The organism is Psychrobacter pulmonis (genome assembly GCF_904846465.1).
GTDB lineage: Bacteria > Pseudomonadota > Gammaproteobacteria > Pseudomonadales > Moraxellaceae > Psychrobacter > Psychrobacter faecalis.
On the sequence record NZ_CAJHAT010000004.1, the window covers coordinates 127,955 to 151,142 of the forward strand.

At 43.3% G+C, this 23,188-nt stretch carries 20 protein-coding genes and 1 pseudogene; 8 read left to right on the top strand and 13 right to left on the bottom strand.

Features of this window, described 5'->3' with window-relative positions:
* Positions 1–178: 178 nt before the first annotated feature.
* The 3 genes from JMX70_RS08550 to JMX70_RS08560 all read right to left on the bottom strand — a co-directional run bounded on the left by JMX70_RS08550 (position 179) and on the right by JMX70_RS08560 (position 2,745).
* Complete coding sequence (locus JMX70_RS08550; RefSeq protein ID WP_068408199.1) at positions 179–853, bottom strand: nitroreductase family protein; 675 nt, start codon at positions 851–853, stop codon at positions 179–181.
* Positions 854–898: 45 nt separating this feature from the next.
* Entirely contained in the window at positions 899–2,005 is a 1,107-nt protein-coding gene (zapE, locus tag JMX70_RS08555; protein ID WP_144297624.1) for a cell division protein ZapE, read from the bottom strand.
* A gap of 74 nt (positions 2,006–2,079) precedes the next feature.
* On the bottom strand, positions 2,080–2,745 hold the full coding sequence (locus JMX70_RS08560) for an alpha/beta hydrolase (protein WP_201591266.1): 666 nt from the start codon (positions 2,743–2,745) through the stop codon (positions 2,080–2,082).
* A 184-nt stretch (positions 2,746–2,929) separates the two neighbouring features.
* On the opposite strand from JMX70_RS08560, the gene JMX70_RS08565 reads away from it, so the two are divergent.
* The 3 genes from JMX70_RS08565 to xseB all read left to right on the top strand — a co-directional run bounded on the left by JMX70_RS08565 (position 2,930) and on the right by xseB (position 5,338).
* On the top strand, positions 2,930–3,298 hold the full coding sequence (locus JMX70_RS08565) for a hypothetical protein (RefSeq protein ID WP_144297622.1): 369 nt from the start codon (positions 2,930–2,932) through the stop codon (positions 3,296–3,298).
* Between the two features lie 202 nt (positions 3,299–3,500).
* Entirely contained in the window at positions 3,501–5,030 is a 1,530-nt protein-coding gene (xseA, locus tag JMX70_RS08570) for an exodeoxyribonuclease VII large subunit (RefSeq protein WP_201591268.1), read from the top strand.
* Positions 5,031–5,092: 62 nt separating this feature from the next.
* Positions 5,093–5,338 (top strand): exodeoxyribonuclease VII small subunit, encoded by a 246-nt coding sequence (gene xseB, locus JMX70_RS08575; protein WP_144297620.1) that lies wholly within the window; start codon positions 5,093–5,095, stop codon positions 5,336–5,338.
* A 12-nt stretch (positions 5,339–5,350) separates the two neighbouring features.
* Here xseB and pncB read toward each other — a convergent pair whose 3' ends face one another.
* From pncB to JMX70_RS08600, 5 genes are all read right to left on the bottom strand, one after another.
* Positions 5,351–6,592 (bottom strand): nicotinate phosphoribosyltransferase, encoded by a 1,242-nt coding sequence (gene pncB / locus JMX70_RS08580; protein ID WP_193030601.1) that lies wholly within the window; start codon positions 6,590–6,592, stop codon positions 5,351–5,353.
* Between the two features lie 298 nt (positions 6,593–6,890).
* A complete protein-coding gene (gene msrAB / locus JMX70_RS08585) occupies positions 6,891–8,741 on the bottom strand; it encodes a bifunctional peptide-methionine (S)-S-oxide reductase MsrA/peptide-methionine (R)-S-oxide reductase MsrB (protein ID WP_201591270.1) in 1,851 nt (616 codons plus the stop codon).
* Between the two features lie 400 nt (positions 8,742–9,141).
* Positions 9,142–10,053 carry an ATP-binding cassette domain-containing protein gene (locus JMX70_RS08590; protein WP_201591272.1) on the bottom strand — a complete coding sequence of 304 codons (912 nt, stop codon included), beginning with the start codon at positions 10,051–10,053 and terminating at the stop codon, positions 9,142–9,144.
* Between the two features lie 34 nt (positions 10,054–10,087).
* Positions 10,088–12,046 carry a glycine betaine ABC transporter substrate-binding protein gene (locus tag JMX70_RS08595; RefSeq protein WP_201591274.1) on the bottom strand — a complete coding sequence of 653 codons (1,959 nt, stop codon included), beginning with the start codon at positions 12,044–12,046 and terminating at the stop codon, positions 10,088–10,090.
* A 315-nt stretch (positions 12,047–12,361) separates the two neighbouring features.
* Positions 12,362–13,864, bottom strand: a complete 1,503-nt coding sequence (locus tag JMX70_RS08600; RefSeq protein ID WP_201591276.1) for a coniferyl aldehyde dehydrogenase — start codon at positions 13,862–13,864, stop codon at positions 12,362–12,364.
* Between the two features lie 392 nt (positions 13,865–14,256).
* On the opposite strand from JMX70_RS08600, the gene JMX70_RS08605 reads away from it, so the two are divergent.
* From JMX70_RS08605 to JMX70_RS08615, 3 genes are all read left to right on the top strand, one after another.
* Positions 14,257–15,114 carry a lipoyl protein ligase domain-containing protein gene (locus tag JMX70_RS08605; protein ID WP_191691852.1) on the top strand — a complete coding sequence of 286 codons (858 nt, stop codon included), beginning with the start codon at positions 14,257–14,259 and terminating at the stop codon, positions 15,112–15,114.
* Positions 15,115–15,309: 195 nt separating this feature from the next.
* A complete protein-coding gene (locus JMX70_RS08610) occupies positions 15,310–15,840 on the top strand; it encodes an inorganic diphosphatase (RefSeq protein WP_025651820.1) in 531 nt (176 codons plus the stop codon).
* Between the two features lie 177 nt (positions 15,841–16,017).
* Positions 16,018–16,482 carry a hypothetical protein gene (locus tag JMX70_RS08615; RefSeq protein WP_201591279.1) on the top strand — a complete coding sequence of 155 codons (465 nt, stop codon included), beginning with the start codon at positions 16,018–16,020 and terminating at the stop codon, positions 16,480–16,482.
* An 87-nt stretch (positions 16,483–16,569) separates the two neighbouring features.
* On the opposite strand, the pseudogene JMX70_RS08620 reads toward JMX70_RS08615, so the two are convergent.
* Positions 16,570–16,644, bottom strand: a pseudogene (locus tag JMX70_RS08620) (IS1 family transposase); the annotation flags it as partial.
* Between the two features lie 75 nt (positions 16,645–16,719).
* Between JMX70_RS08620 and JMX70_RS08625 the strand changes: the two are divergent.
* Both JMX70_RS08625 and JMX70_RS12615 read left to right on the top strand, forming a co-directional pair.
* On the top strand, positions 16,720–17,550 hold the full coding sequence (locus tag JMX70_RS08625) for a cation transporter (RefSeq protein WP_201591282.1): 831 nt from the start codon (positions 16,720–16,722) through the stop codon (positions 17,548–17,550).
* A 99-nt stretch (positions 17,551–17,649) separates the two neighbouring features.
* Positions 17,650–17,775 carry a hypothetical protein gene (locus JMX70_RS12615; RefSeq protein WP_256713876.1) on the top strand — a complete coding sequence of 42 codons (126 nt, stop codon included), beginning with the start codon at positions 17,650–17,652 and terminating at the stop codon, positions 17,773–17,775.
* Between the two features lie 422 nt (positions 17,776–18,197).
* Here the strand turns inward: JMX70_RS12615 and JMX70_RS08630 are convergent, their stop codons facing one another.
* The 4 genes from JMX70_RS08630 to JMX70_RS08645 all read right to left on the bottom strand — a co-directional run bounded on the left by JMX70_RS08630 (position 18,198) and on the right by JMX70_RS08645 (position 23,047).
* Positions 18,198–18,557, bottom strand: a complete 360-nt coding sequence (locus JMX70_RS08630; protein ID WP_201591285.1) for a hypothetical protein — start codon at positions 18,555–18,557, stop codon at positions 18,198–18,200.
* Between the two features lie 246 nt (positions 18,558–18,803).
* Complete coding sequence (locus JMX70_RS08635) at positions 18,804–19,691, bottom strand: SDR family NAD(P)-dependent oxidoreductase (RefSeq protein WP_201591288.1); 888 nt, start codon at positions 19,689–19,691, stop codon at positions 18,804–18,806.
* Positions 19,692–19,859: 168 nt separating this feature from the next.
* On the bottom strand, positions 19,860–20,897 hold the full coding sequence (gene dusB / locus JMX70_RS08640; RefSeq protein ID WP_144297609.1) for a tRNA dihydrouridine synthase DusB: 1,038 nt from the start codon (positions 20,895–20,897) through the stop codon (positions 19,860–19,862).
* A gap of 110 nt (positions 20,898–21,007) precedes the next feature.
* Entirely contained in the window at positions 21,008–23,047 is a 2,040-nt protein-coding gene (locus JMX70_RS08645) for a BCCT family transporter (RefSeq protein WP_201591309.1), read from the bottom strand.
* Positions 23,048–23,188 lie beyond the last annotated feature (141 nt).

Below are 23,188 nucleotides of genomic sequence, written 5' to 3' on the forward strand. Positions count from 1 at the left end.
TAGAATTTGTGCTGAGTATACAGTGAGATTGAGGGTATGTTTCAACAATTATTGATATAGAACCGTTATTTTATTGAAATAACGTGACCAGTTTGGTCATTGTTTTGCTTTGCTGTATCACGTTATAGCAACGCTTACTATTTTGAAACATCGCCGTAATCATAGACCTGTCTGGACGCTATGACTCAAAACGCAGTAATGCCTCAATATCAATCGGCTTGCGCGTGGGCATATCGCACGGACTGCTGCCAGTATAAACAAAAGCCGTGACATAATCATCTGCCCCAACGCCAAAATAGGCTTTGACGGCAGGCTCATTGGCCAATAAACCCGTACGCCAAACTGTGCTAAAACCTTGAGCTTGTAGTGCCAAAATTAAGTTTTGCACTGCCGCGCCGGCACTGAGCATTTGCTCAAAAGGTGGCACTTTTTTATGAACTTGCATGTGGGTGACGACTGTAATAATAACCGGCGCACGCAGTGGCATATTGTAGGTTTTCTTGCGTGATTTCTCAGACATCTCTTCGCCCGCTTGCGCCGCTTGTGCTTCAGCAGCCGCTAAAAAGGCCCGGCCCAAGTCATGACGCGCATTACCTTGAGTGACGATAAAGCGCCATGGCCGCAGTTTTTTATGATCAGGAGCGGTAACCGCACAGTCAATAGCTGCTTTAATCTGAGACTCTGTCGGTGCCGGAATGCTCAGATTGCCGATGCTACGTCTTGATTTAATCCAGTTAATCAGCTGTTCATTGGTTACTTGCGCGTTTACCTCTCTCGGGCTTTCGGCTTGATTTTCTTCGCTATTACTGTTCAGTTCGTTACCGTTATCCATATTATTTTCAGAACTATTCATATTTTATCCTTATTTATTATTATGCAACTGCATTAGCGATATGCCTTACGCCGCTTCTGAGCCTTCGATGCGATGATCCATGCGCAAATAGTCCTCTGACTGCATTTCAAGCAGGCGTGAACGTGTACGCTCAATCTCAAAGGCCAATTTTTGTCCTTGATAAAGCTCGAGAATTGGCTGCTCTGCTCTTACCAATAGTTTGACGCGGCGATCATAAAACTCATCAACCAGATAAATAAAACGGCGGGTCGGATCACGCAAATCATCATCTAAAGCGGGCACAGAATTGATTAACACCGTGCTAAATTCTTTGGCAATTTGGATAAAATCAGACGCTGAGCGCGGCTCCATACATAAATGACGGAAGTCACAAAATAAAATATCTTCGGTACGGGCATTGATTTTTATTTCGCGACCATTGATGGTAATAGGCGCGTTGCTGATTTTTTGATTGTTAGACAAACTGGCGAAACGGTTGGCAAGCCAGTGATGATTGGCCTTAGTCAACGGCGACTCATATAACTCCGCTTGCTGTAAGACACGTAGGCGATAATCAATACCAGAATCAATATTCATCACTGTGGTGTGACGCTCAACTTCGGCGATAGCTGGCATAAAGCGATCACGGTGTAGACCATCTTTATAAAGCCCTGCTGGTTCAATGTTTGATGTGGCGACCAAAGTCACGCCGCGATTAAATAGCATGGTAAACAAATCACCCAAAATCATCGCATCTGAGACGTTGGAGACAAAAAACTCATCAAAACAAATAATCACTGCTTCTGCATAAATGATATCCGCGACTTTTTCTAGCGGATCGCTTTGACCTTGTAGATTATTTAGCTCTTGATGGACGCGCTGCATAAAGTGGTGAAAATGCTGGCGCATCTTACGCTCAATGGTCAAAGAGTCGTAAAACATATCCATCATCCATGTTTTACCGCGTCCTACCCCGCCCCACATATATAAGCCTTTGGGCGCAGCGGGTTTTGATTTTAGAAAGCTAAAAAAGCCTTTTTTTTGTGCCACGCTATCATTGAGCTGATGATACAACCCATCTAAATAGCTCATCGCCTGATATTGCTGCTCATCTCGAGTAAACTCATCAGTGCTAATGGCCTGCTCATAACGTTGCAAGGGAGATAAACTCATAATACGACTCATCATTAGACAAAATAAATATAAAAAACTAAAAGCATTGTTAGCTAAACGGGCTGACAATGCTTTTAGTGCGAATCTTTAGACCCAAAACTATGCTCTTCCAACAAACCTTTTAGCTCAGATAAACGTCCGTGAAAAAAGTGCCCAGCGCCATCAACGATACTAACCGGCAGTCCGAGACGCTCAGCAAACTCCTGCATGCTAGCAGGCGCAACTACATTGTCTTCATTGCCATATATCTCAAAGGTTTTCTCAATCGGTAAGCTCAAATCATCGGTGGCGTTTTTTTCAACGGAGGGTGCGATAAGAGCAACGTTTGCTATTTCAAAATCACTCAATCCCCAAATGTGTGGCGATACCATGATTTGCTCAGCGACGCGCGCTATCACATAACCACCAAAGGAGAAGCCACCTAGCCATAGCTTACGAGCGTTGGTTTGCTCTGCAATCCATTGTAGCACGGTCATCGCATCGACTACCTCCCCATCTGCGTAGTCGTGCTCGCCGGTTGACTGGCCGACGCCGCGAAAGTTAAAACGTACCACATGCATGCCGCTATCACGCGCAAAACGATACATGGTCGTGACCACTTTATTGTTCATTGTGCCTTCAAATAACGGATTAGGATGACAAAGCAGCGCCACTGTATCGGTATTCGCATCTTTAGGATTGTCTTGTTGCCATAGCGCGTCGACTTCGAGCACGCCAGCAGGAGCAGGAATCAGTTGCATAAATTTACTTATTGGTTAAAAGTGAATACCCCAATTATCCTAGATATGGTTTATATTTCAAGTAATTTGCTGTGTACCTGCAACGTTGCACACAATAACCGCCTAGACACTCCTTGTCGCAATACGTTAGATTCACACAAGTTGTCGAGTAATATATTGAACTTATAGGAAAAAGGAAACTATTATGAATATTTTTAATAAAACCGCTACTTTAACAGCAACACTGGCTTCGGCTCTGGCTTTGAGTGCCTGTCAAAGCACGCCTTCTTCACCGGTGATTCAGCGCGCTAACTCGATTTATGAAACCACGGGCATCGCTGAGAGCAAAGTCAAAGCTCAGCAAAATGCAATAGACAGTGCGCAAAAAACCTGTGGAAGAAAACAAGTGATTATCGTTGATGACAAAGTAAAATATAACGGTATTTTAAATGAGCAAACGGGTCGTATGGTCGGACAAGCAGGCGCGGTCATCGGTTCAATCTTTGGGACGGGCACGCCAGATTTATCACGTAAAGATGATTATGAGTATATGATTAATTTTCGTTGCCAATAAAAAATGATAATTTAACAAAGCTCTTAGCCAATAAGTTTGCGAGATAGCTATTATATTCATCGCAGCTTATTGGCTTTACTTTTTGTCGCGGCACTTTTGGGGTAAACTATCCTGTCTGGTGTTTTATGCCTGCAACCTTTACTTTGATGAGTTAATCTAACGCCGTTAACCTTTCAGCCTCGATTACCTTTGGTCTCCTATTATGCGCAAACCCAATCTAGCAAATATGAAACAAGCCAGCTCTAAAAAAGACAAAGTATTGGTGCCTGCCAAAGATTTAGCGACCTTGGAGGCTGAACTGGCTGAGCAAGAAAACAGTCTGGAAGTCAGTTTAGAAGATACGGTTTTGCGCCTAAGTGATTACTTGTCGGCGGTCGATATGGTCATCAAACAGACCTTTAATCACCGCGTATGGGTCAAAGCTGAGATTCGCAACCTATCAAGTAAAGGTGGGCATTATTACTTTGAGCTGGCAGAAAAAGATGACGACGGTAAAGTCATTGCCAGCTGCCGTGGTAATCTTTGGCGCTTTAAAGCGGCGCGCGTCTTAGCAAAGTTTGAGCGCGCAACCGGCATGCCGCTTGACCGTGATTTGACCGTACTACTCAAAGTATCGGCAGGCTTTCATGCACAATACGGTTTCTCACTGACCATTGAAGATATTGACCCAAGCTATACTTTAGGCGACTTGGCGCGGCAATATGCGGAGATGGTCGACCGCTTGACTGGCGAAGGCTTATTAAACCTCAATCAGCAGCTACCCATCCCATTTGATATTGAGCATGTCTTAGTCATCGCCCCTGAAAAAGCGGCGGGATTGGGCGACTTTCAAGCCGATGCGGACCGCTTAGCTCGTACAGGCGCCTGTCATTTTCATTATCACCATGCTACTTTTCAAGGCAATCACGCACCAAGTGAAATCCGTCAAGCTATCGTCAGCGCCCAGCAGCAGTTTTACGACACCTATCAACGCCTGCCAGATTTGTTAGTCATTATCCGTGGTGGCGGCGCGGTTGGTGATTTGGCATATCTCAATGACTATGAGCTTGCTGCCCTCGTTGCCGAGCAGCCTATCCCTGTCTGGGTTGGTATCGGTCATGAGCGTGATAAAGTGATTTTAGATGAAGTGGCGCATAGCAGCTTTGATACGCCATCAAAAGTGATTGCCGCTATCATGGCGCATTTAGCCCAGCTCGTCACGCAAACGCTGCAATACCAAGCGCAAATCAAACAAGTAGCGCAGCGTCAACTGAATATCGCTGAGCAACAAACGACACGCCAGTTGAGTCACATTCAGTCGCAAACGATTGGTCAACTGACCGCCCTGCAAAAAGACAGTGATTATGCTTGGCAGAGTATTCAGCAAAGTGCCCAGCGCCAAGTCAAACAAGCAGCCAGACGAACCAGTGAGCTGCGAGTCCAAACTCAAAATTCTGCTTATCAGCAATTAACCATTGCATCAAGTTATAGCCAAAACCAAAAAAAGACGATTATACATAATGCACAGCAGCAGTTGCTACAAGCACGACGTGATAGCGAATATCTGCGCGATATTGTGCTCTTGCATCGTCCTTCTCGTGTGCTTAAGCAAGGCTATACCATGCTGACTGATGCAAAAGATAAAAAAATACTAACCAGCAGTACGCAACTTTATGCTGAGCAAACGCTACATATCGTCTTAAAAGATGGTAAAGCAAAAGCACAGATTATTGATGTAAATATTGATAAGTAAGAAATACAACCTACCGCCCATTCAACTTAATCAAAGACTTTATTTTAAAGTTAGGAAACCTTATGACAACCCCTACTCGCAAACGTAAAAAAGCCGCCCCAAAGACCTTTAAGGCAGCTTATGATATTTTAAAAACCAATGCCGCTGAGCTACAGCAACAAGACGAGCCTGATATCGATAATCTGATGACGACAGTGGAAGAGTCGATTGCCGCTTATCGTGTTTGCGAAACTCGTATTAATGCCGTGCAGCAAGCATTAGATGCCGCTTTCGCCGAAGAAGATAGCATCGAGAAAAGCGACATTTAAGTTAAACCAATTTTACTCTGGCTCATCGACTTCAAAGACTTGGCGCAAATAGGCAAGATAGGTATCATTATTGATCATGGTCTTGCCTGGGCTGTCTGACAATTTGGCAACCGGCTGCCCATTGCACTCAACCAATTTTAGGACGATATTAATCGGGGTGATACCCATATCGTTGGTCAAATTGGTGCCAATGCCAAAGCTGGTTCTTATTTGACCTTTAAAATATTGATGTAAATTCCACGCCTTATTTAAATCCAATCCATCACTAAAGGTCAAAATCTTGGTTCTTGGGTCTATTTTTAATTTCTTATAATGCGCAATGGCCTTATCACCCCAAACATACGGGTCGCCGCTGTCATGACGCAGACCATCGAACAGCTTGGCAAAATACAAATCAAAGTCGCGTAAAAATGCATCCATCCCAACGACGTCGGTCAGCGCAATACCCAAATCACCACGATATTCATGTACCCACGCTTCAAGTGCCGCTTTTTGTGAATCACGCAAACGCACATCCAATGCCTGAAATGCCTGCATAAACTCATGTGCCATCGTTCCTATCGGCGTCATGCCGAGTTTTTTTGCTAAATAAACGTTTGATGTACCGCTGACGATTTTCGGTTCAGCGTTATGTAAAGTCTCAACCACATGCGCTTGCCAGACTTTGCTAAAACGTCTACGAGTACCAAAATCGGCTACGATAAGTGGTGGTGTATTATTATCATATCTTTCCTGCTTTACGGCATATTGGTGCAATAACTCAACTTTCTCATCTAGCCTACGCTGCCCTTCCTCAATGACGCTGGCATTAGATAAGGCACTAAAATATAGCTCATTAACAATGGATAGGACAAATACTTCAAAAAACATTGCCTGAATCATCGGCCCTTCGATGTCAATAAACAAGCGGCCTTTTTCGTCGGTGCTAACGGTGATAAAACGGCGCTTTAACTTAAACAATTCTAGATAATCAACGAAGTCTGAACGCATAAAGCGCAATCCGCGTAAATACTCCAGCTCATCTTCTAAGAATCGCAATTCACACAAGCTGTCTAGCTGTTGCTCTAAATCGTCTTTGATATCCGCCAATGGATACAGCGTATCTTCGTTATTGCGGCAGCGAAAACGATAAACGCCATGGGTCTGCGGAAACTGATGCAGCATGGCTTGTAGCATGGTAAATTTATATAAGTCGTTATCCAATAACGAGGTAATAATAGGTTCAAAAGGTTTAGAAGTTTGAGTAACGGTCATGTTACAGCCTTAAATGCAAAAATGAAAAGCCGCTAAAAAATATAGCGACGAAATAGGTAGCAATAGTTATCAAGATGCCAAAGTTATCAAAATGCCAATAATAGAAAAGGTTCAGATTTTGAGTATAACGAAGTTTGCCTCATTTTTCATAACTCAAGGCTTATAACAGCAAAACTACAACGATAATAAACGTATTCATCCTTTTACTTTGACTTATAGGTTTGGAATAACAGCCATAAAAAAGACGCCAAGCATCAGCGTAACGTCTCATCATAGGTTTAATTTTCAGTATGAACCATTAAGGTTTTGCAGGCTTTACCAATTTTACCAACGGCGCATAGCCTGACTGCGGCATCACGCTGACTGGGATAAATTGTAGTGCACCGCCATTGATACAATAGCGCAGTCCGCCGCGGTCTTTTGGGCCATCAGGGAATACATGCCCCAAATGCGAGTCTGCTACCCGTGAGCGAATCTCAGTACGCACCATGTTAAAGGCAGTATCCTCATGCTGAGTAATCACTTGCTTATCGATCGGCTTGGTGAAACTTGGCCAACCGCAGCCAGATTGGTATTTATCGGTGGATAAAAATAACGGCTCACCGCTCACCACATCGACGTAAATCCCTGGCGCAAATAAATTATCATACTCATGACTAAACGCACGTTCTGTCGCCGCCTCTTGAGTGATATTGTACTGGGCTTTGGTTAGAGTGTTTTTTAGCGCACCTTTATCAAAGTTTGCATAGCGTTTGGGATCTAAAGTTTCAGCAACCGTGCTGACCGGTGCAAGCTTGGTTCGCGCAGTGCCTTCTGGTTTATCATCGGCAAGGCTTAAATCGACATGACAATAGCCATTTGGATTTTTTGCCAAATAATCTTGATGATACATCTCAGCCAGATAAAAGTTATCTAAAGGCTTATTTTCTACCACGACTTTTTGTTTATACTGGCTTTGGATACGTTTGAGCGCCGCATCAATCACCGCTTTGTCTGCTTTATCAGTGTAATAAACGCCCGAACGATACTGGACGCCGCGATCATTGCCTTGCTTATTGAGGCTGGTTGGATCTATCACGCGCAAGTAGTATTTTAGAATCGTATCAAGATCGGTTTTATCGGCATCGTAAGTAACCTTAACCGTCTCGGCATGACCTGAGCCGCGAATCACTTGCTCATAGCTTGGATTGGCCGTGTCGCCATTGGCATAGCCTGAGACTGCATCGACCACACCTTCGACACGCTCCATATAAGCTTCAACGCCCCAGAAGCAGCCACCTGCTAAATAGATTGAGCGCGTATTAATCGCCTTACCTTTATCGTTATAATAAACGCCATCTTTTTGCTTGATGGTTTCAATTTTACTGTTGTTATTCAATGCTTGGGCGTTTGCCGGTTTGGCATTACCCGCTTTTAGCTCGGCAAAGTCATTATCAGCATTTTCAGCAAGGGCATAGGCTTGCTCTGCTGATATATTACCTTTGACCAAATGCACCAAGTTGCCTTTTTTATCGAGTATCGCCCAGCTTGGATACACTTGCACGCCGAGCTTATTAATCAGCTCACCCGAAGCGTCGGACAATACGGGTAGTTTAGGATAATCAGCTTGCACGCCTGCATACCAAGTCCTAAAATCGCTCTCTGCTTTTTCATTGAGATGACCGGGACTGGCAACGGTAACAAGGTTTAAACCGGCAAACTTAGGATCGGTACGCCACTCTTCGGTTTCTGCAAGCGTGCCTAGACATAACGGGCACCAGCTTGCCCAAAACTTAATCAAGGTAGGTTTATTGGGGTCAATAACCGCCGCACCTGTGTTGCCCAAACCCTTGGTTAATTGCGGTAACGCCTGCATTTGCCCGAGCATATCAGATGGCAGCATATCCCGTGAACTTTTTACGCCGCTGTTTTGGCTACTGGCATTAGCATTGCTCTTAGCATTGTTCTTAGCATTGTTTTCTGCGCTACTCATTTGCCCGCAAGCAACCAAAATCCCTGCACTTAACACCGTCGTTACCCCAAAAGCACTGACGTTTTTTAAGCAACGCGCAGCTGTTCGTGGGGACTGTGTCGCTAAATCATGAGGGTTGCTGCCCTTATCAGAGCGATTGGTATTATGAGACTTATTATCTTGTTTATCAGGTAGCATGAAGAATCCTTTTCACAAAATCTTGCGAGCACCCGCTTAATGATTAATAGTTATTAAGCGTATTAAACAGCAATAAAGCAGAATGAATGTTAGTGAAAGCAAATAGATTGCGAGATATATGAAAATAAAAAGAATGATAACGACATTAGACTATCTTAATAGTATACATCGCTAGTGGAGTTTACTTTAATAGTAAATAAGCGGTTGCTACACTTCTTTAACAACGCCGTAAGAGTAGTGATATACACAAGTGAGCACAAAGAAATGATGTGAGCAATTATTAATGGGCGATTATATTTATATGAGGATAAAATAATAAAAAATCAATATTACGAAACTAATCAATTACTTAATAAGACATTTAATAGTTAATATCAGTTGGATTAAGACTATAAGATAGTTAACTTTTAGCACCCATAAATTGCGCCACATAATCATCAGCGGGATTGTTGCGTAACTCAGTGGCGCTACCAGTTTGTACCAGCCGCCCACCATTTAAAATACTGATACGCTGACCAACTTTGACCGCCTCATCGATATCATGGGTAATAAAGACGATGGTTTTATTAAGCCGTTCTTGTAAATCAAGCAACTGGTCTTGTAGCTGCGCGCGAATAAGGGGATCAAGTGCGGAGAATGCCTCATCCATCAGCAATATTGGATTGTCGGTTGCCAACGCCCGTGCCAGCCCTACCCGCTGCTGCATACCGCCAGATAATTCATCAGGATAGCTGCGTTCTAGATTGGGTAGCCCGACCTCATTGAGCCAATAACTTGCCACTTCATGGCGCTCCTTGGTACTCATTTTACGCACACGTAAACCGTAAGCGACGTTTTGTAGCACCGTCATATGAGGCACCAAACCAAAATGCTGAAACACCATACTGACCGTTTGCTGGCGATAATGCTGTAACTCTTTATCATTGAGCGCTAGGATATTAATAGCAGAAGACTTTTCGTTTCTATCCGTTAATTGCTCTTCGCTTGCGACCGCTGAATTAGAAACGATTTGAGCTGTGGATTCTTTCGCGTTAATAGCGGTATCAACCCAAATTTTGCCGCTGGTTGGGTCAATCAAACGATTGATATGGCGTATCAAGGTTGATTTACCAGAGCCTGACAAACCCATAATACAATGCAGCTCGCCCGCTTTAACGCTTAAATTGATATCATAAAGACCGACCGAATAGCCAGTCTGCTTTTTTACGGCAATGCTGTCCATACCTTCTGCCAATAATGCCAAGGCGGACTGCGCTTGCGAGCTATTGGCATTATAAATCTTGCTGATATTTTCTAATTGAATATGGTTCATTGTGGCTCTCATTTTTTATTTTTATGATTCATCATTAACCAATTGGGCGTCTGCCTGCATCAATGGTTTTTTGCCGCGCGCGTTTTCCTTGCCCAAAGGCCTGCGTAATACGGTCAATGATAATAGCGACAATGACAATAGCAGTACCCGCTTGTAAGCCTTGACCGATATTAAGCGTTTGAATCGATTGCAACACATCTTCACCAAGACCCGGCGCGCCAATCATAGAAGCTAACACCACCATAGACAGCGACATCATGACCGCTTGATTAATACCCGCCATGATACTAGGCAGGGCTTGTGGCAACTTAATCCAAATCAGCAGCTGCAAATGCGTGCTACCAAATGAGCGCCCTGCTTCGACCATTTCATGGTTGACCTGGGTAATTCCCAAAGTGGTCAGACGAATCAGCGGCGGCAAAGCATAAATAATGGTGGCAAATAGCGCGGGCACTTTGCCGATGCCAAATAACATCAGAACGGGTATTAAATAGACAAAGCTTGGCATGGTCTGCATCACATCGAGTATCGGTGTGATAATTTTACGCAAGATTTTACTACCAGACATGGCGATACCGATTGGAATACCAACCACCACCGTGACCAACACTGAGACAATGAGCAGCGCAAAGGTATCAATCAATGCGCCCCATAATCCAAACGCACCAATTAGAAATAATCCGACGCCACATGCCAGCGCAAACCATATTTTACGAACGCCAAACCATGCTAAAACGGTTACGAGCGTAATGATTAGCCACGGCGGCATAAAGGTTAAAAAGCGTTCAATGGGCAACAATAGATAGGTTAAAGCGGCGCTACTAACACTGCGAAAAACGTCACCATAGTTTCTAACCACAGTCGCTAAGACGTTATTGAGCGAGGTTTCAAGCGACCATGCAGGAAAGCTTGAAGACACGCTGAATAAGTTAGCGGTATTATTGTTTGTTGATCTATTTGAGGCAGCGTTATTTGACAAAGCGCCACCATTCAGGCTGACACCAAGCGTCGCCGCCATCTTCTGCGCCGCTTCTGGCGTTATCCACGTCTGCCAAACATCAGGATTTTGACGTAAAAATACCAGCGCTTGCTCATCACCGCTGCGCTTGTTTTCACTCATCTCTAAAATAGCGCCGTTGAGCTGATCCGGGGTAAATTTAACTTGTTTAAAAGAATCGGTCAGCTCAGGATTAGATTGTATAAAAGGCATCGATACCGCGATACTCAAAGGAGAAACAGGAAAGCCTGAGATGCAATCAGAAGTACCATCAGCTATTAATAAATCTTGCCAACAGGCGTCATCGTGCGCAGGGAACTCTAATGGCGCAAAGTCGTATTTTGCCATGAGCCCAGTCGGTTGCCAGTAATAAAATAATAAGGGTTTATGCTGTTCAAAAGCAGAGGATATTTCGGCATCAAGCGCAGCGCCTGTACCGGGGTGGACACTGTTAAAAGTCTTATCTAAACCGGTATTTTTTAATAAACGGGTATTAAAAATCTCACATGCCCATCCTGACGGACAGTTCATAAAGCGCGACTTACTCGGGTCTTCAGGATCTTCAAATAGCTCAGCGTATTTGGGCAAATCTTGATAACGACGCAGACCCGGATTTTCCTCTAGGACATATTTGGGCACATACCAACCTTGAGTCGCACCACCCTCAAGCGTATCGCCAATAATGGCCACCTTTTTGTCCTCGATCGCTTGCTCTAAAATCGGCGAGCGCCCTATCCACTGTTCGCCGATTACTTGGATATCATCTTGCAGCAGAGCATTTTCAAGCGCCGGACCAGCACCCGGTACCTCAGTCACTTGGCAGCCATAGCCGTTTTCAGTGATATATTTCAACACCCCAGTGGTAAATTGCCCACTCTCCCACGTAAGCGCGCCAAATTTAATCGGCGCATCACAACTTGATACAGCAGCAGATACGGGCAACGACAATATGAGTGAGCTTATTAACAATAAGCTAAAAGCAATCCATTGGGGCACGGCAGATCCTATTTATCGTTATTATTCTTGAAATTATCTCTAAGTTTAGTAAAGCTTATTTTTACACCTAAAGTCTGTTGTTTATTATTAATTTATTTACTTAGAGTGCGTCTAAAAACTAGCATCATTTTGTTTAGGTGGTCTACAAAGTGTAGCGATTTATAGATAAGATGACAAATGCTCATTCATTCTAAAAAGCGGTTTTTAACTGCTTTTTAGAATGTTCTGAAGGTAATGGATTAACTTTTAGATAAAAAATAGCACCTACCTGAGTAGATGCTATTTTTTATAATGCTACTTATTTAGAGCGTATTGTTATTTTAAAAACAGTGCCATGGCTTTTTTAAATACACCACCATACGGCGGCAATAAAATATTAAGACCATTGAGCTTCGATTGTATGAATACCGGCTTCATATGACTAAGTCGCTCAAAACCAGCTTTACCGTGGTAAGCGCCCGTACCTGAGTGCCCAACCCCGCCGAACGGCAAGTCATGCTGCGCCACATGCATAATGACTTCATTGATACACAGACCGCCTGACACCGTATTGTTACGCACCTGATCTATCTCGCTGCTGTTGTCACCAAAGACATAAAGTGCCAACGGGCGTGGACGCTCATTGATAAAATCAATAGCATCATCGAGAGTGTCATAGTGCATCAAGGGCAAAATCGGCGCAAAAATCTCGTTTTGCATCAGCTCACTATCAGGCGCAGGCTCTTTGACAATCACTGGCGGCATCAGGCGGCTGTCGTGATCAGCATCTGCATCCGTCAACTGATGGATATGGTCATCTTCTAGATCATCGAGATAGCCTTTGACGCGTTTAAACTGCTCGCCGTTGATGATGTGCGAGTAATCAGGATTGTCTGCAATATTGGGATAATGCTTTTCCATCCACTCTTTTGCCAGACGGGTAAATTCCTCATGATATTGACGTTGAACCAATACATAATCAGGCGCAATACAGGTTTGACCCGCATTAAGCGTTTTACCCATCATCACGCGATTAACAGCGTTTTCTAAATTAGCACCTTCTAAAACGATAACCGGCGACTTACCACCCAGCTCAAGGGTGACTGGCGTTAAGTTCGGTGCCGCCGCCGCCATGACTTTTTTGCCGACCGCAGTCGAGCCGGTATACAATAAATGGTCAAAAGGCAGTTTACTAAAGGCTTCGGCAATCTCAACTTCGCCAATCACCACAGAAACCATATCCGGTGAAAAATAACGCGAAATAGTCTCAGCAAAGGTTTGAGCAAATTGCGGTGCCGCCTCGCTCATCTTAATCATAATGCGATTGCCCGCTACCAGCGCATCAATCATCGGTCCGACTGCTAAAAATAGCGGGTAATTCCAAGGCACCATAATACCGACCACGCCAAGCGGCTGCGGCTGAATCTCATTATGAGCTGGCATATAAAGCGCTGAAATCGATACCCGCTGCGGCTTCATCCATTTTTTACCATTCTTTTTTGCATGGCTAATACCGGTAAAGCTTGGAAATAGCTCAGCAAACTGTGTTTCGGACTCACTACGATAGCCAAAATCGGCACTAATCGCTTTGGCAAGTAGCGCTTGGTTGTCGCTTAGCATCACCTCTAAATTATCGAGTTGATTTTCACGCGTGGTCCAATCATTGATAGGCTGCGTGCGGCTCAGCTTTTGTAAGCGCGCAAATTGCGCTTGCATATCAGCGACCGTTTTAATGATACTAAGAGACTCATCTGCATTATGGGCATGATTTGGTTTTTGAGTTTGATTGGTTGGCGTAGGCTCATTTTGAGAGGGTGTATTTTGATTACTATCAGTCATTTGTCTTCCTTGTTATGAGCGTTAGAGTCAGTACGCTATTATCGATTTAGGACTCTGAATCTATGGTCGTTAAAATAAGCAGTCTCTAAAGTACGAAAAGCGCCTGAGATTCCATTCAATGCTGCTAAACAGTATTTTATTCAATGCCGTTTAATGTAGCGCATTGTCCAATCAATGAACAGCACCTTTGATTGACTACTGGGTTTGTATGAAATACGTGTCAGGCAAGGGTTATATTGCCGCAATTTAACCGTATTTTTAACGCAGCTCGGACAATTAATTCATAGATTAAATAGCGAAATTTAGATTTGGGCACAAAAGCTAAAACTGCTACACTAAATATCAATAAGAAGCCCCTTTTTTAATAACCAAACCATAAGACAATCACTCTCATGCAAAATACCGCGCAACCACTCAATGATATGCTGGTCAGCAAATCACTCTCAGCTGCTGATTACGTCCCTACCCTTGATGCTATGCTATCGCGTACGTTAGCACGTATCGCGCTCAAAAAAGAGCAAGGTCTACGCACGCCTGACGAGCTTTGGATTGTCGATCACAATGATGTCTATACGCTTGGACAAGCCGGTAAAGAAGAGCATATCCTACAACGTACCAATACCCCGATTATCAAGACCGACCGCGGCGGTCAGGTGACATGGCACGGGCATGGACAGTTGGTTATCTATTGGTTGTTTGATTTGGAAAGTCTGGGCTGGAGTGTGCGTAACATGGTATCGCACGCCGAGCAAGCGATTGAAGATGTGGTCAATGACTGCCTAAAAAGCCACGCGTCTAATAGCAGTCTTATCAGCGCCCATGCCCGCCGCGATGCGCCCGGGGTTTATTTATATAGCCATCTGAATACTGCCAGCAATGACAAGGCTCAACCAGTCACTGAGCTTCCGATTGATGACGCCATTATGCTGGGTAAAATCGCTTCACTTGGCTTTAAAATCAAGCATGGTTTTAGTTATCATGGGGTCGCGATTAATTTAGATTGTGATTTATCGGCCTTTAATGCCATTAACCCTTGCGGCTATGCGGGCATGCAAATGTTACGACTGGCTGACTTTGCCGCCATGGATAAGCAAGCGCAGGATAAACAACTGGCAGCGCAGGCAGCAGAGCAATCTATGCCAGCAATGACCAACTGTTTAAGCTATGAACAAGTGACGCAAAAACTTATCTCTAATATTGCCAAGCGTCATGCTGGACATATCCAATTACGTGCCCTCGCTCCTAAATAGTTTTTAATTACTGTTTTTGCATAATCCTTTTTTGCATAATATCGTGCACGCTTAGACTTAAGCATTGTGAGAAAATTTGAGTCAAACTTGTTATAATCGCAGGCGCACAAATTGGGCGCAGCAAAAACCTTAGCGCGCCAACATCTAACCCTTTATCATTGAAGCATTCATAACAAAAGCACCTTGGAGCAATTTATGGCAGATTTTAATAAAATTTTGGACGCAGGCGACGTCGATGGTGGCATCATTAATGTGGTCGTAGAAATCCCAACTGGTAGCAGCCATAAAATTGAGTGGAACCGCGAATTGGCGGTATTTGAGCTTGACCGTGTTGACCCACAGATTTTCGCCAAACCTTGTAACTACGGTTTTATCCCGCAAACCCTTGATGAAGATGGCGATGAGTTAGATGCGCTTATCATCACAGAACAGCCTTTGCCTACTGGCATTTTCTTAAAAGCGAAAGTTATCGGCGTGATGAAATTCGTTGATGATGGCGAAGTCGATGACAAAATCGTCGTCGTACCTGCTGACGACCGTGATACAGGCAATGCTTACAACAGCCTAGAAGACTTACCAAAGCAGCTGATCAACCAATTACAATTCCATTTTAGCCACTATAAAGACCTTAAAAAAGCCGGTACAACGGTGGTCGAATCTTGGGGTGACGTTGCAGAAGCTAAAGAAGTCATCAAAGAGTCTATCCAACGCTGGAAAGACCTATAAATTATCCTAGATAATTTAAACAAGCGTTTATGGCAATTTTTTATTAAAATTCGCTAAGCGCTATGAAAATACCGCAGACATGATAATGGTTGCGGTATTTTTTTGCTTGAATTTTGCGGGGATAAAATGGTTATAATACCCTCACCTACCTAGTATCTCACCCAAATAAGGACTGTCATGTTCGACTCTGATTCAGGCTCAACGCCCGCCAATAAAAAACTGCCAAAAGCTGTGATGATGATGGTCGAAAAAGGCAATTTGGTGCAGGCAATTAAAACCTTGGCCGCTGATGAAAATATCAGTATGGATGCCGCTAAATCTCGCATAGATGCTTACGAGCTTGCGCTAAAGAACAAGCAGCAGCAAACTCTCACGACTATCGCCAATAAACAAGGTATCCCAAGCCAAGCTTTTAGCTTTGATAGAGAACAAGTGCAAGAAGAGCCTGAGCAATTGATTAGAAGTAAAGTCAAAAGCACGCCCTCTGAGCAAGGCTTCCAAAGTCTACAAGACGGCGTTGACAGCCAGCTTAATGATTTGGGCTATAAAAAACCGCTCATCCCTTATTGGGCAAAGCGGCTATTGGTCATTGCTATCGTTATGGCAGGATTGTTTTGGATAATGTGGCGAATTTTTGGCTAGTCTGTTATAAGCGGTTCCATTATAGCAGTCTGTTTTAAGTGGTCTGTTAATAGGTTTTAAGGGTGAAATTGCTGGTTCCGCTAGGGTATAGCTTTTGAAACCATTTTTCTTTATATTGTCACTTAGACAGGCTGGGCATTTGATGTATAGTGTCATTTGCATTTCACTATTTATCAATTTCTCAGCCTGTTTTTTTCAGCCTACTTTTTGAACCACCACCCGGATATAAATGTAGCTATGAATAAAACAACTTTTAAAATATCGAAGATGGACTGCCCTTCGGAGGAAAACCTAATCCGAATGAAATTAGAGGGCCACTCGAATATTGAACATCTTGAGTTCGACATTCCTAACCGTCAATTAACTGTGTTTCATCATGACAATATAGAAGGGATAGAGACTGCTATTCATGACCTAAAATTAGGAGACACCCTACTCTCGACCGAAACCATTGACCCCTCTGATCCCAACAATAATTTTAAAATTGATGCTGACTCTAGTCACAAAAAAGATGCTGAGCAAAGAAAGCTACTATGGATAGTGCTGGTCATTAACTTTGCTTTCTTTATTATTGAAATGAGCACGGGACTGATTTCTCGTTCGATGGGGTTGGTCGCCGACAGCTTAGATATGTTAGCAGATAGCTTCGTGTACGGAATTAGCTTATTTGCGGTCGGTGGAACGGTCATTAAGAAAAAACGGATTGCTAGAATTGCCGGATATTTTCAAATTACGCTAGCGATTCTTGGTTTTTTAGAAGTACTAAGACGTTTCTTTGGCAATGAGCAGTTACCTGACTTTTCTACCATGATAGTCATATCGATTCTTGCGCTAATTGCAAACTCGATTTGCCTCTATTTACTACAAAAATCGAAAAGCAAAGAAGAAGCCCATATGCGAGCCAGTATGATTTTCACTTCAAACGATGTGATTATCAATTTAGGGGTAATTGTTGCAGGGATTTTGGTTAATTGGTTACACTCTAGTACGCCTGATTTGATTATTGGTAGCATCGTATTTGCTTTAGTTATTCAGGGCGCCTTTAGAATATTGAAGTTGAGTAAGTAGCCAAGCCTAATAACTGAAGCAAATAGCTCAAGTAAGTAGCTTAATTAAACCGCTAAGTGTAAAGTAACTGGGTTTGAAGCAAATAAACATCATAAGGATATGAGACCTCAAGCAATGATTGAACAAACTTTAAATCTAGTCACCACCAAAGACCATCAGCAAGTTGCCGTTTGGCGAATAATAGATGATGAAGTCTTTGATAAGAATCTGGTGGTGGTCAACTAATTTAGGACACTAATAAAATTCAAACCTACATCGCCATTACTTATAACCCTGAGTCGAGAACGGATAATAATTATAAGCGTTGGGGCAACTTTTATGACCGCCAAGATCTGTTAGTAGGTGACGAGTTGTGTCAGGTGGTTAATTTTCAGAGACCTTCCTAAATTTTGTGTAAGTATTTAATCTAAACGTCAGTTACACAGAATCTGGGATGGTCTCTTCAAGTCCTCACTAGCGCACCGATCATAGATAGAATATCTATGGTAAGTACATCATGAAGTACACTGTGGCTATCTCAGCAAGTTGAAACCTTAATACCATTAGCTCACAGCCAAAGATTCAAGTCCTCACTAGGGTACCGAACCAGTGAAGGGCTGATTGGTTCGGTGTAGGTATATCTTAATATAAAAATACCTGTAAGGCATTTAGTTTAGTTGGCTCATATCCTTGTCTATCAGAGTACAGTGGTCAATTTTAAATATTGGATACACATCAATAATAGTAAGTCTTTTAGCGTATAAATCCTGATAATTCAGATATTCTATAATGATCTGATTTTCATATATCATGACCCTCATCGCTCCTTCTTCATATATCTTAAATATTACTGCTTCATCTTGATATACATAAGCAGATATTGAGTTCTGCATATCACTGATAGAAAAAACCATTTTTTTATTTTGTGTATCAATGAATGTGGATTCTAGCAAACCATCCTTATCTATATGACTCTCGCATCCAAACATCTCCATAAAATCTACATCTTTAGGATAAAAGAACGACATTTTCTTTCCTATGATCAAAGTCTGTGGTCAATTAATTTCGTACAATTTAGGATGATAGACAAAAGAATGCTAATTATATAGCCAATGCTTCGCTACCTGTATAGCGCACCGAACATATTCCCATAACGGGCGTTATGGTAAATAAACCTCGCCGCCTACCAATTCATATAAATTACGAATAACTTCAAGACATTAAAAAAGAGATACCGTAGCATCTCTTTTTTTAAATTCATCAGACATGTTATCTTAGTGATGCTCACCCGGTAAAATTCTAGCAAAGGCACGCTGAGCAAGGTTTGGTTTTTTATTGCTAGTCAATCCAGCACGAGTACTTGGGAAAATACGATAACCCATCGATTGAATACCAACGTTAATTGCTGGTGCTAATGAGTAAGTCGCTGAGGCAAATTTACCCATGTTACTGGCAATACTGTTTGGTTTATGGACAATCGCTTTGGCAACCATCATCGCCGCCTCATCCGGCATAAGCGCAGGCATGTAGCGGTATAACTTAGTGGGCTCAATCATCGGCGTACGCACCAATGGCATAAAGATATTGGTAATGGTGACATTATCGCCTTTTACTTCAGCAGCCAAGCAGCGACTAAAGGCATCCAATGCCGATTTTGAAGCGACATAAGCGGCAAAACGCGGGCTATTCGCCAGCACACCAATCGATGATATATTAACAATTTGACCAGTCTGACGTTCAATCATCGTCGGCAAAAACCCAAGCACTATTTTAACCGCGCCAAAGTAATTAATATCCATGGTACGCTCAAAATCATGGAAGCGATCTATAGACTCGTGCACCGAGCGGCGAATTGAGCGACCGGCATTATTAACCAAGACATCTACATGACCGAAATCTGCCAAAATTTGCGCGCTGACTTTTTCTATATCATCCATATTGGTCAGATCACAAGGGTAATAAGTAGCTTTACCACCAAGCTCCTCGATACTGTCTTTCACAGCTTTTAATTTGTCTTCAGTACGTGCCAGCAAGATCACATGAGCACCGCATTCACTGAGCAAATAGGCCGTACGCTCACCAATACCACTTGATGCCCCTGTGATAATAATATGCTTATCTTTGACTGCTTTGCTGATTGCTTTTTTTGAGGGGTTGGCCATAAAAGATCCTTTTCGTAAATGATACTTCCGTTAATGTTCGCCTAAAGCATAACAAATATAATTGGATTGAAGTTAATAAATAAGCCGTAAAATGCATTTAATATCATGAATATTAGCAGTTAGGTATTTATTATCAAGTGGATTGCTTAAACTGACCGTTTTTTCTTGCTATTCGTGCGCGTGTAAAAAGTCTTCGACCACGCGAAACTGCCCAGCGGTACTCTCTTCACCATACATGGCTTGGCGAAAAGCGTTGGAATTAGGGATGCCGGTGGTATACCACGCAATGTGCTTGCGAGCAATTCGGCAGCCTGAATATTCGCCGTAAAACTCATATAGCTCTTGCAAATGCGCTAGGACAATCTCTTTTATCTCGCTCACACTAGGTGCAGCAAGCACTTCTCCTGAGCGCAAAAAATGCTCGATATCGCGAAATATCCAAGGCTGCCCTTGCGCAGCACGCCCTATCATCACCGCATCACAGCCGGTCAGCTCATAGACACGCTGCGCTTTTTGCGCGCTATCGATATCGCCATTGGCAATCACAGGAATATTAATGCTTTCTTTGACTTCTCGAATCAGCTCATAACGCGCTTCCCCAGTATACATATCCTCACGCGTTCGACCATGAATGGCAATCGCAGCAATACCCGCCTGCTCTGCTCGCTTGGCCACGCGCAAAATATTTTCGCGGCCATTTTCAAACCCCAAACGCGTTTTTAAGGTCACAGGAGCATCAACGGCTCCTACCGCCGCATCCAGTAAGCGCGCGACCAAATCTTCGTCTTGCAAGAGCGCAGATCCTGCCAATTTACGGCACACTTTTTTGGCCGGGCAGCCCATATTGATATCAATAATCTGCGCGCCATTATCAATCTGATAGCGTGCCGCTTCTGCCAATTTATCCGGTTCTGCGCCCGCTATCTGCGCAGAAATAGGCGCAATCTCATTATCAAAATTGGCGCGATAGAGCGATTTTTTGCGCGCATAAAGCGCCGTATCAGCGATGATCATTTCACTAACGGCATGCCCTGCGCCAAAGGATTTACAAAGTCTACGAAACGGATTATCCGTCACGCCAGCCATCGGTGCGACCATCAGACGGTTTTCAATCGTCAAGCCGCCAATAACCAAGGGCTGCAATAAAGGATGGTCATTATTAGCTTCTGCTGATGCTTGATTAGACACGGGATTATTTATAAGCATAAAAAACGGCTTGATTCGTAGTGAAAACAAGCCGTTATTCTAAGGGTTCTTAACTTTATTGCAAGTGATTGAGGCAATCATTTACTTAGTGCACGTCAAGGAAAAAATGCCTATTTATCAAAAACACTGCCCTGCTCTAAGGTAATATCATTGTCATGTACTTGCATACGCCACGGTAAAATGTCAGGCGATATATTAATAAAGTGCAAATATTTTTCAAACTGATCAATAATATCGTTAATCACTGAATCTGATTGATAGCCATATAAATCATAGGTTTGCCCGCCGCGGCGTAGATAAACTTCCGCCCGATAATGATGCTCTTGCGGCAGTTTACTCGCCATCTCTTCCGTATAATAATCTGGCACTTCATGCTCCGATAAACGCACTTCGTACCAAAACTCGACGTTATCGCCGCCTCTGAGCTCAAATACCACGCGGTCATTGACTTCATCAAAATTCACCTCAGGCAACCAACCCGTTTCGGCAAACTTTTCAGCAACCTCATGCATCGACGATAAAACCGTACCTTTAATATAACCCAAAACTTTATCGCGCGTTGGTTGCTGGGTCATATAGTCAATGCGGTCACGCCATGCATCTAGTTTCAACAGATGTGGCGGCAGATGATTGTCACTGGCCAGGCTTTGATTACGATGACCTTCGATACGCAGCGCTCGCCACATGCCAAACATCGCAATCAAAATAATAATCGTAAAGGGCAAGGCGCTAACAATTGCCGCTGTTTGCAGCGCTTGCAGGCCACCTGCTAAGAGCAACGCCGAGGCAACAACGCCAAGTATCAATACCCAAAACGTACGCTGCCATGCCGGCGTATCACTACGGCCGCCCGCTGCGAGCGAGTCAATTACCAATGAACCTGAATCGGATGAGGTGATAAAAAAGGTAATGATAAGTACCACAGCCAGTACAGATACCACTTGGGTAAACGGTAGATTCTCAAGTAGCTTAAATAAAGCAATCGCTTGGTTATTTTGCACTTCAGTAATCAGCGATTCATAGCCTTGAACCATAATCATATTTAGTGCTGTATCACCAAACACCGCAAACCAAAAGAAAGTAAAGATGGTAGGTACTAGCATCACGCCAACGATAAACTCGCGAATGGTACGACCACGACTAATCTTGGCAATAAAAATACCGACGAAAGGCGACCAAGAAATCGTCCATGCAAAAATGAATAGCGTCCAACTGGTAATCCAATCGCCTTGCTGATACGCCTGCAGACTAAAGGTACGCTCGACAATATTACCTAGATAACTACCCGTGTTTTCCATAAAGGCGTTGAGAATAAATATCGTCGGCCCTACCGCAAATACAAATAGCATCAGCGCCGTTGCCAGTATCATATTCAAGATAGATAAGCGTTTAACTCCTTTGTCCATACCTGCAAGCACTGATATCAAGGCCAGCCCCGTAATCAAGACAATGGCGATTACTTGCACGGTTGTATTGACTGGAATGCTTGGTACGAGATAATTCAAACCCGTATTTATCTGCGACACTGAAATGCCAAGACTGGTGGCCAAACCAAATAAAGTACCCAAAATGGCGAACACATCAACCGCATGACCAATAGGCCCATGAATTTTTTCACCGATGATGGGATACAGCGTCGAGCGCATCGATAGTGGCAAACCGTGCCGAAAAGCAAAATACGCTAGCGTCAAGGCCACGACGCCATTAATTGCCCAAATATGGAAACCCCAATGGAAGTAAGCAATCTGCATGGCTTCTTTTGCCGCAGCTATAGTTTGTGGCTCTGATAGCGGCGGCGAGGCAAAATGCGTCACTGGCTCCGCTACCCCATAAAATAGCAAAGCAATCCCGTACCCTGCCGAAAACAACATCGCAAACCATTCAATAAAATTGTACTGTGCCTCACCATGGTCAGGCCCTAGTTTGATACTGCCATAAGGCGAAAATGCGAGCACCACCACAAACATCAAAAACAGCGCGGTTGCTAGCATATAAAACCAGCCGAATGTCTCGGTGGTAAACTCTAGTACTTGGACAAACAAACCACTCGCCAGCTGTGGGTTGACCGATGTCCCCACTACCAGCAATAACATGACAATGGCCGTCGGTATAAATACTGGCATCAAAATAGTAGAGCGAGGTTTACTCATAAAAAATTCTCAAAAAATCTTAAATTTGGGTATGCGTCTAATATTGTTATATAACGCCCAGTTATTCAAATAAATCTTAAATCACTGAGCCAATAGTTACATTACCTAATAATGATAAAAAATATTGCTTTGTTTATTAAT

Bases quoted from the DNA above. Each gene is read 5' to 3' on its own strand.
- pncB (WP_193030601.1), bottom strand. From the start codon at position 6,592: ATGACCGTTACTCAAACTTCTAAACCTTTTGAACCTATTATTACCTCG.
- JMX70_RS08615 (WP_201591279.1), top strand. From the start codon at position 16,018: ATGTTCGACTCTGATTCAGGCTCAACGCCCGCCAATAAAAAACTGCCA.
- JMX70_RS08635 (WP_201591288.1), bottom strand. From the start codon at position 19,691: ATGGCCAACCCCTCAAAAAAAGCAATCAGCAAAGCAGTCAAAGATAAG.
- zapE (WP_144297624.1), bottom strand. From the start codon at position 2,005: ATGAGTTTATCTCCCTTGCAACGTTATGAGCAGGCCATTAGCACTGAT.
- JMX70_RS08625 (WP_201591282.1), top strand. From the start codon at position 16,720: ATGAATAAAACAACTTTTAAAATATCGAAGATGGACTGCCCTTCGGAG.
- JMX70_RS08590 (WP_201591272.1), bottom strand. From the start codon at position 10,053: ATGAACCATATTCAATTAGAAAATATCAGCAAGATTTATAATGCCAAT.
- xseB (WP_144297620.1), top strand. From the start codon at position 5,093: ATGACAACCCCTACTCGCAAACGTAAAAAAGCCGCCCCAAAGACCTTT.
- JMX70_RS12615 (WP_256713876.1), top strand. From the start codon at position 17,650: ATGAGACCTCAAGCAATGATTGAACAAACTTTAAATCTAGTCACCACC.
- JMX70_RS08630 (WP_201591285.1), bottom strand. From the start codon at position 18,557: ATGTCGTTCTTTTATCCTAAAGATGTAGATTTTATGGAGATGTTTGGA.
- JMX70_RS08600 (WP_201591276.1), bottom strand. From the start codon at position 13,864: ATGACTGATAGTAATCAAAATACACCCTCTCAAAATGAGCCTACGCCA.
- msrAB (WP_201591270.1), bottom strand. From the start codon at position 8,741: ATGCTACCTGATAAACAAGATAATAAGTCTCATAATACCAATCGCTCT.
- dusB (WP_144297609.1), bottom strand. From the start codon at position 20,897: ATGCTTATAAATAATCCCGTGTCTAATCAAGCATCAGCAGAAGCTAAT.
- JMX70_RS08560 (WP_201591266.1), bottom strand. From the start codon at position 2,745: ATGCAACTGATTCCTGCTCCTGCTGGCGTGCTCGAAGTCGACGCGCTA.
- JMX70_RS08610 (WP_025651820.1), top strand. From the start codon at position 15,310: ATGGCAGATTTTAATAAAATTTTGGACGCAGGCGACGTCGATGGTGGC.
- JMX70_RS08565 (WP_144297622.1), top strand. From the start codon at position 2,930: ATGAATATTTTTAATAAAACCGCTACTTTAACAGCAACACTGGCTTCG.
- xseA (WP_201591268.1), top strand. From the start codon at position 3,501: ATGCGCAAACCCAATCTAGCAAATATGAAACAAGCCAGCTCTAAAAAA.
- JMX70_RS08645 (WP_201591309.1), bottom strand. From the start codon at position 23,047: ATGAGTAAACCTCGCTCTACTATTTTGATGCCAGTATTTATACCGACG.
- JMX70_RS08605 (WP_191691852.1), top strand. From the start codon at position 14,257: ATGCAAAATACCGCGCAACCACTCAATGATATGCTGGTCAGCAAATCA.
- JMX70_RS08550 (WP_068408199.1), bottom strand. From the start codon at position 853: ATGAATAGTTCTGAAAATAATATGGATAACGGTAACGAACTGAACAGT.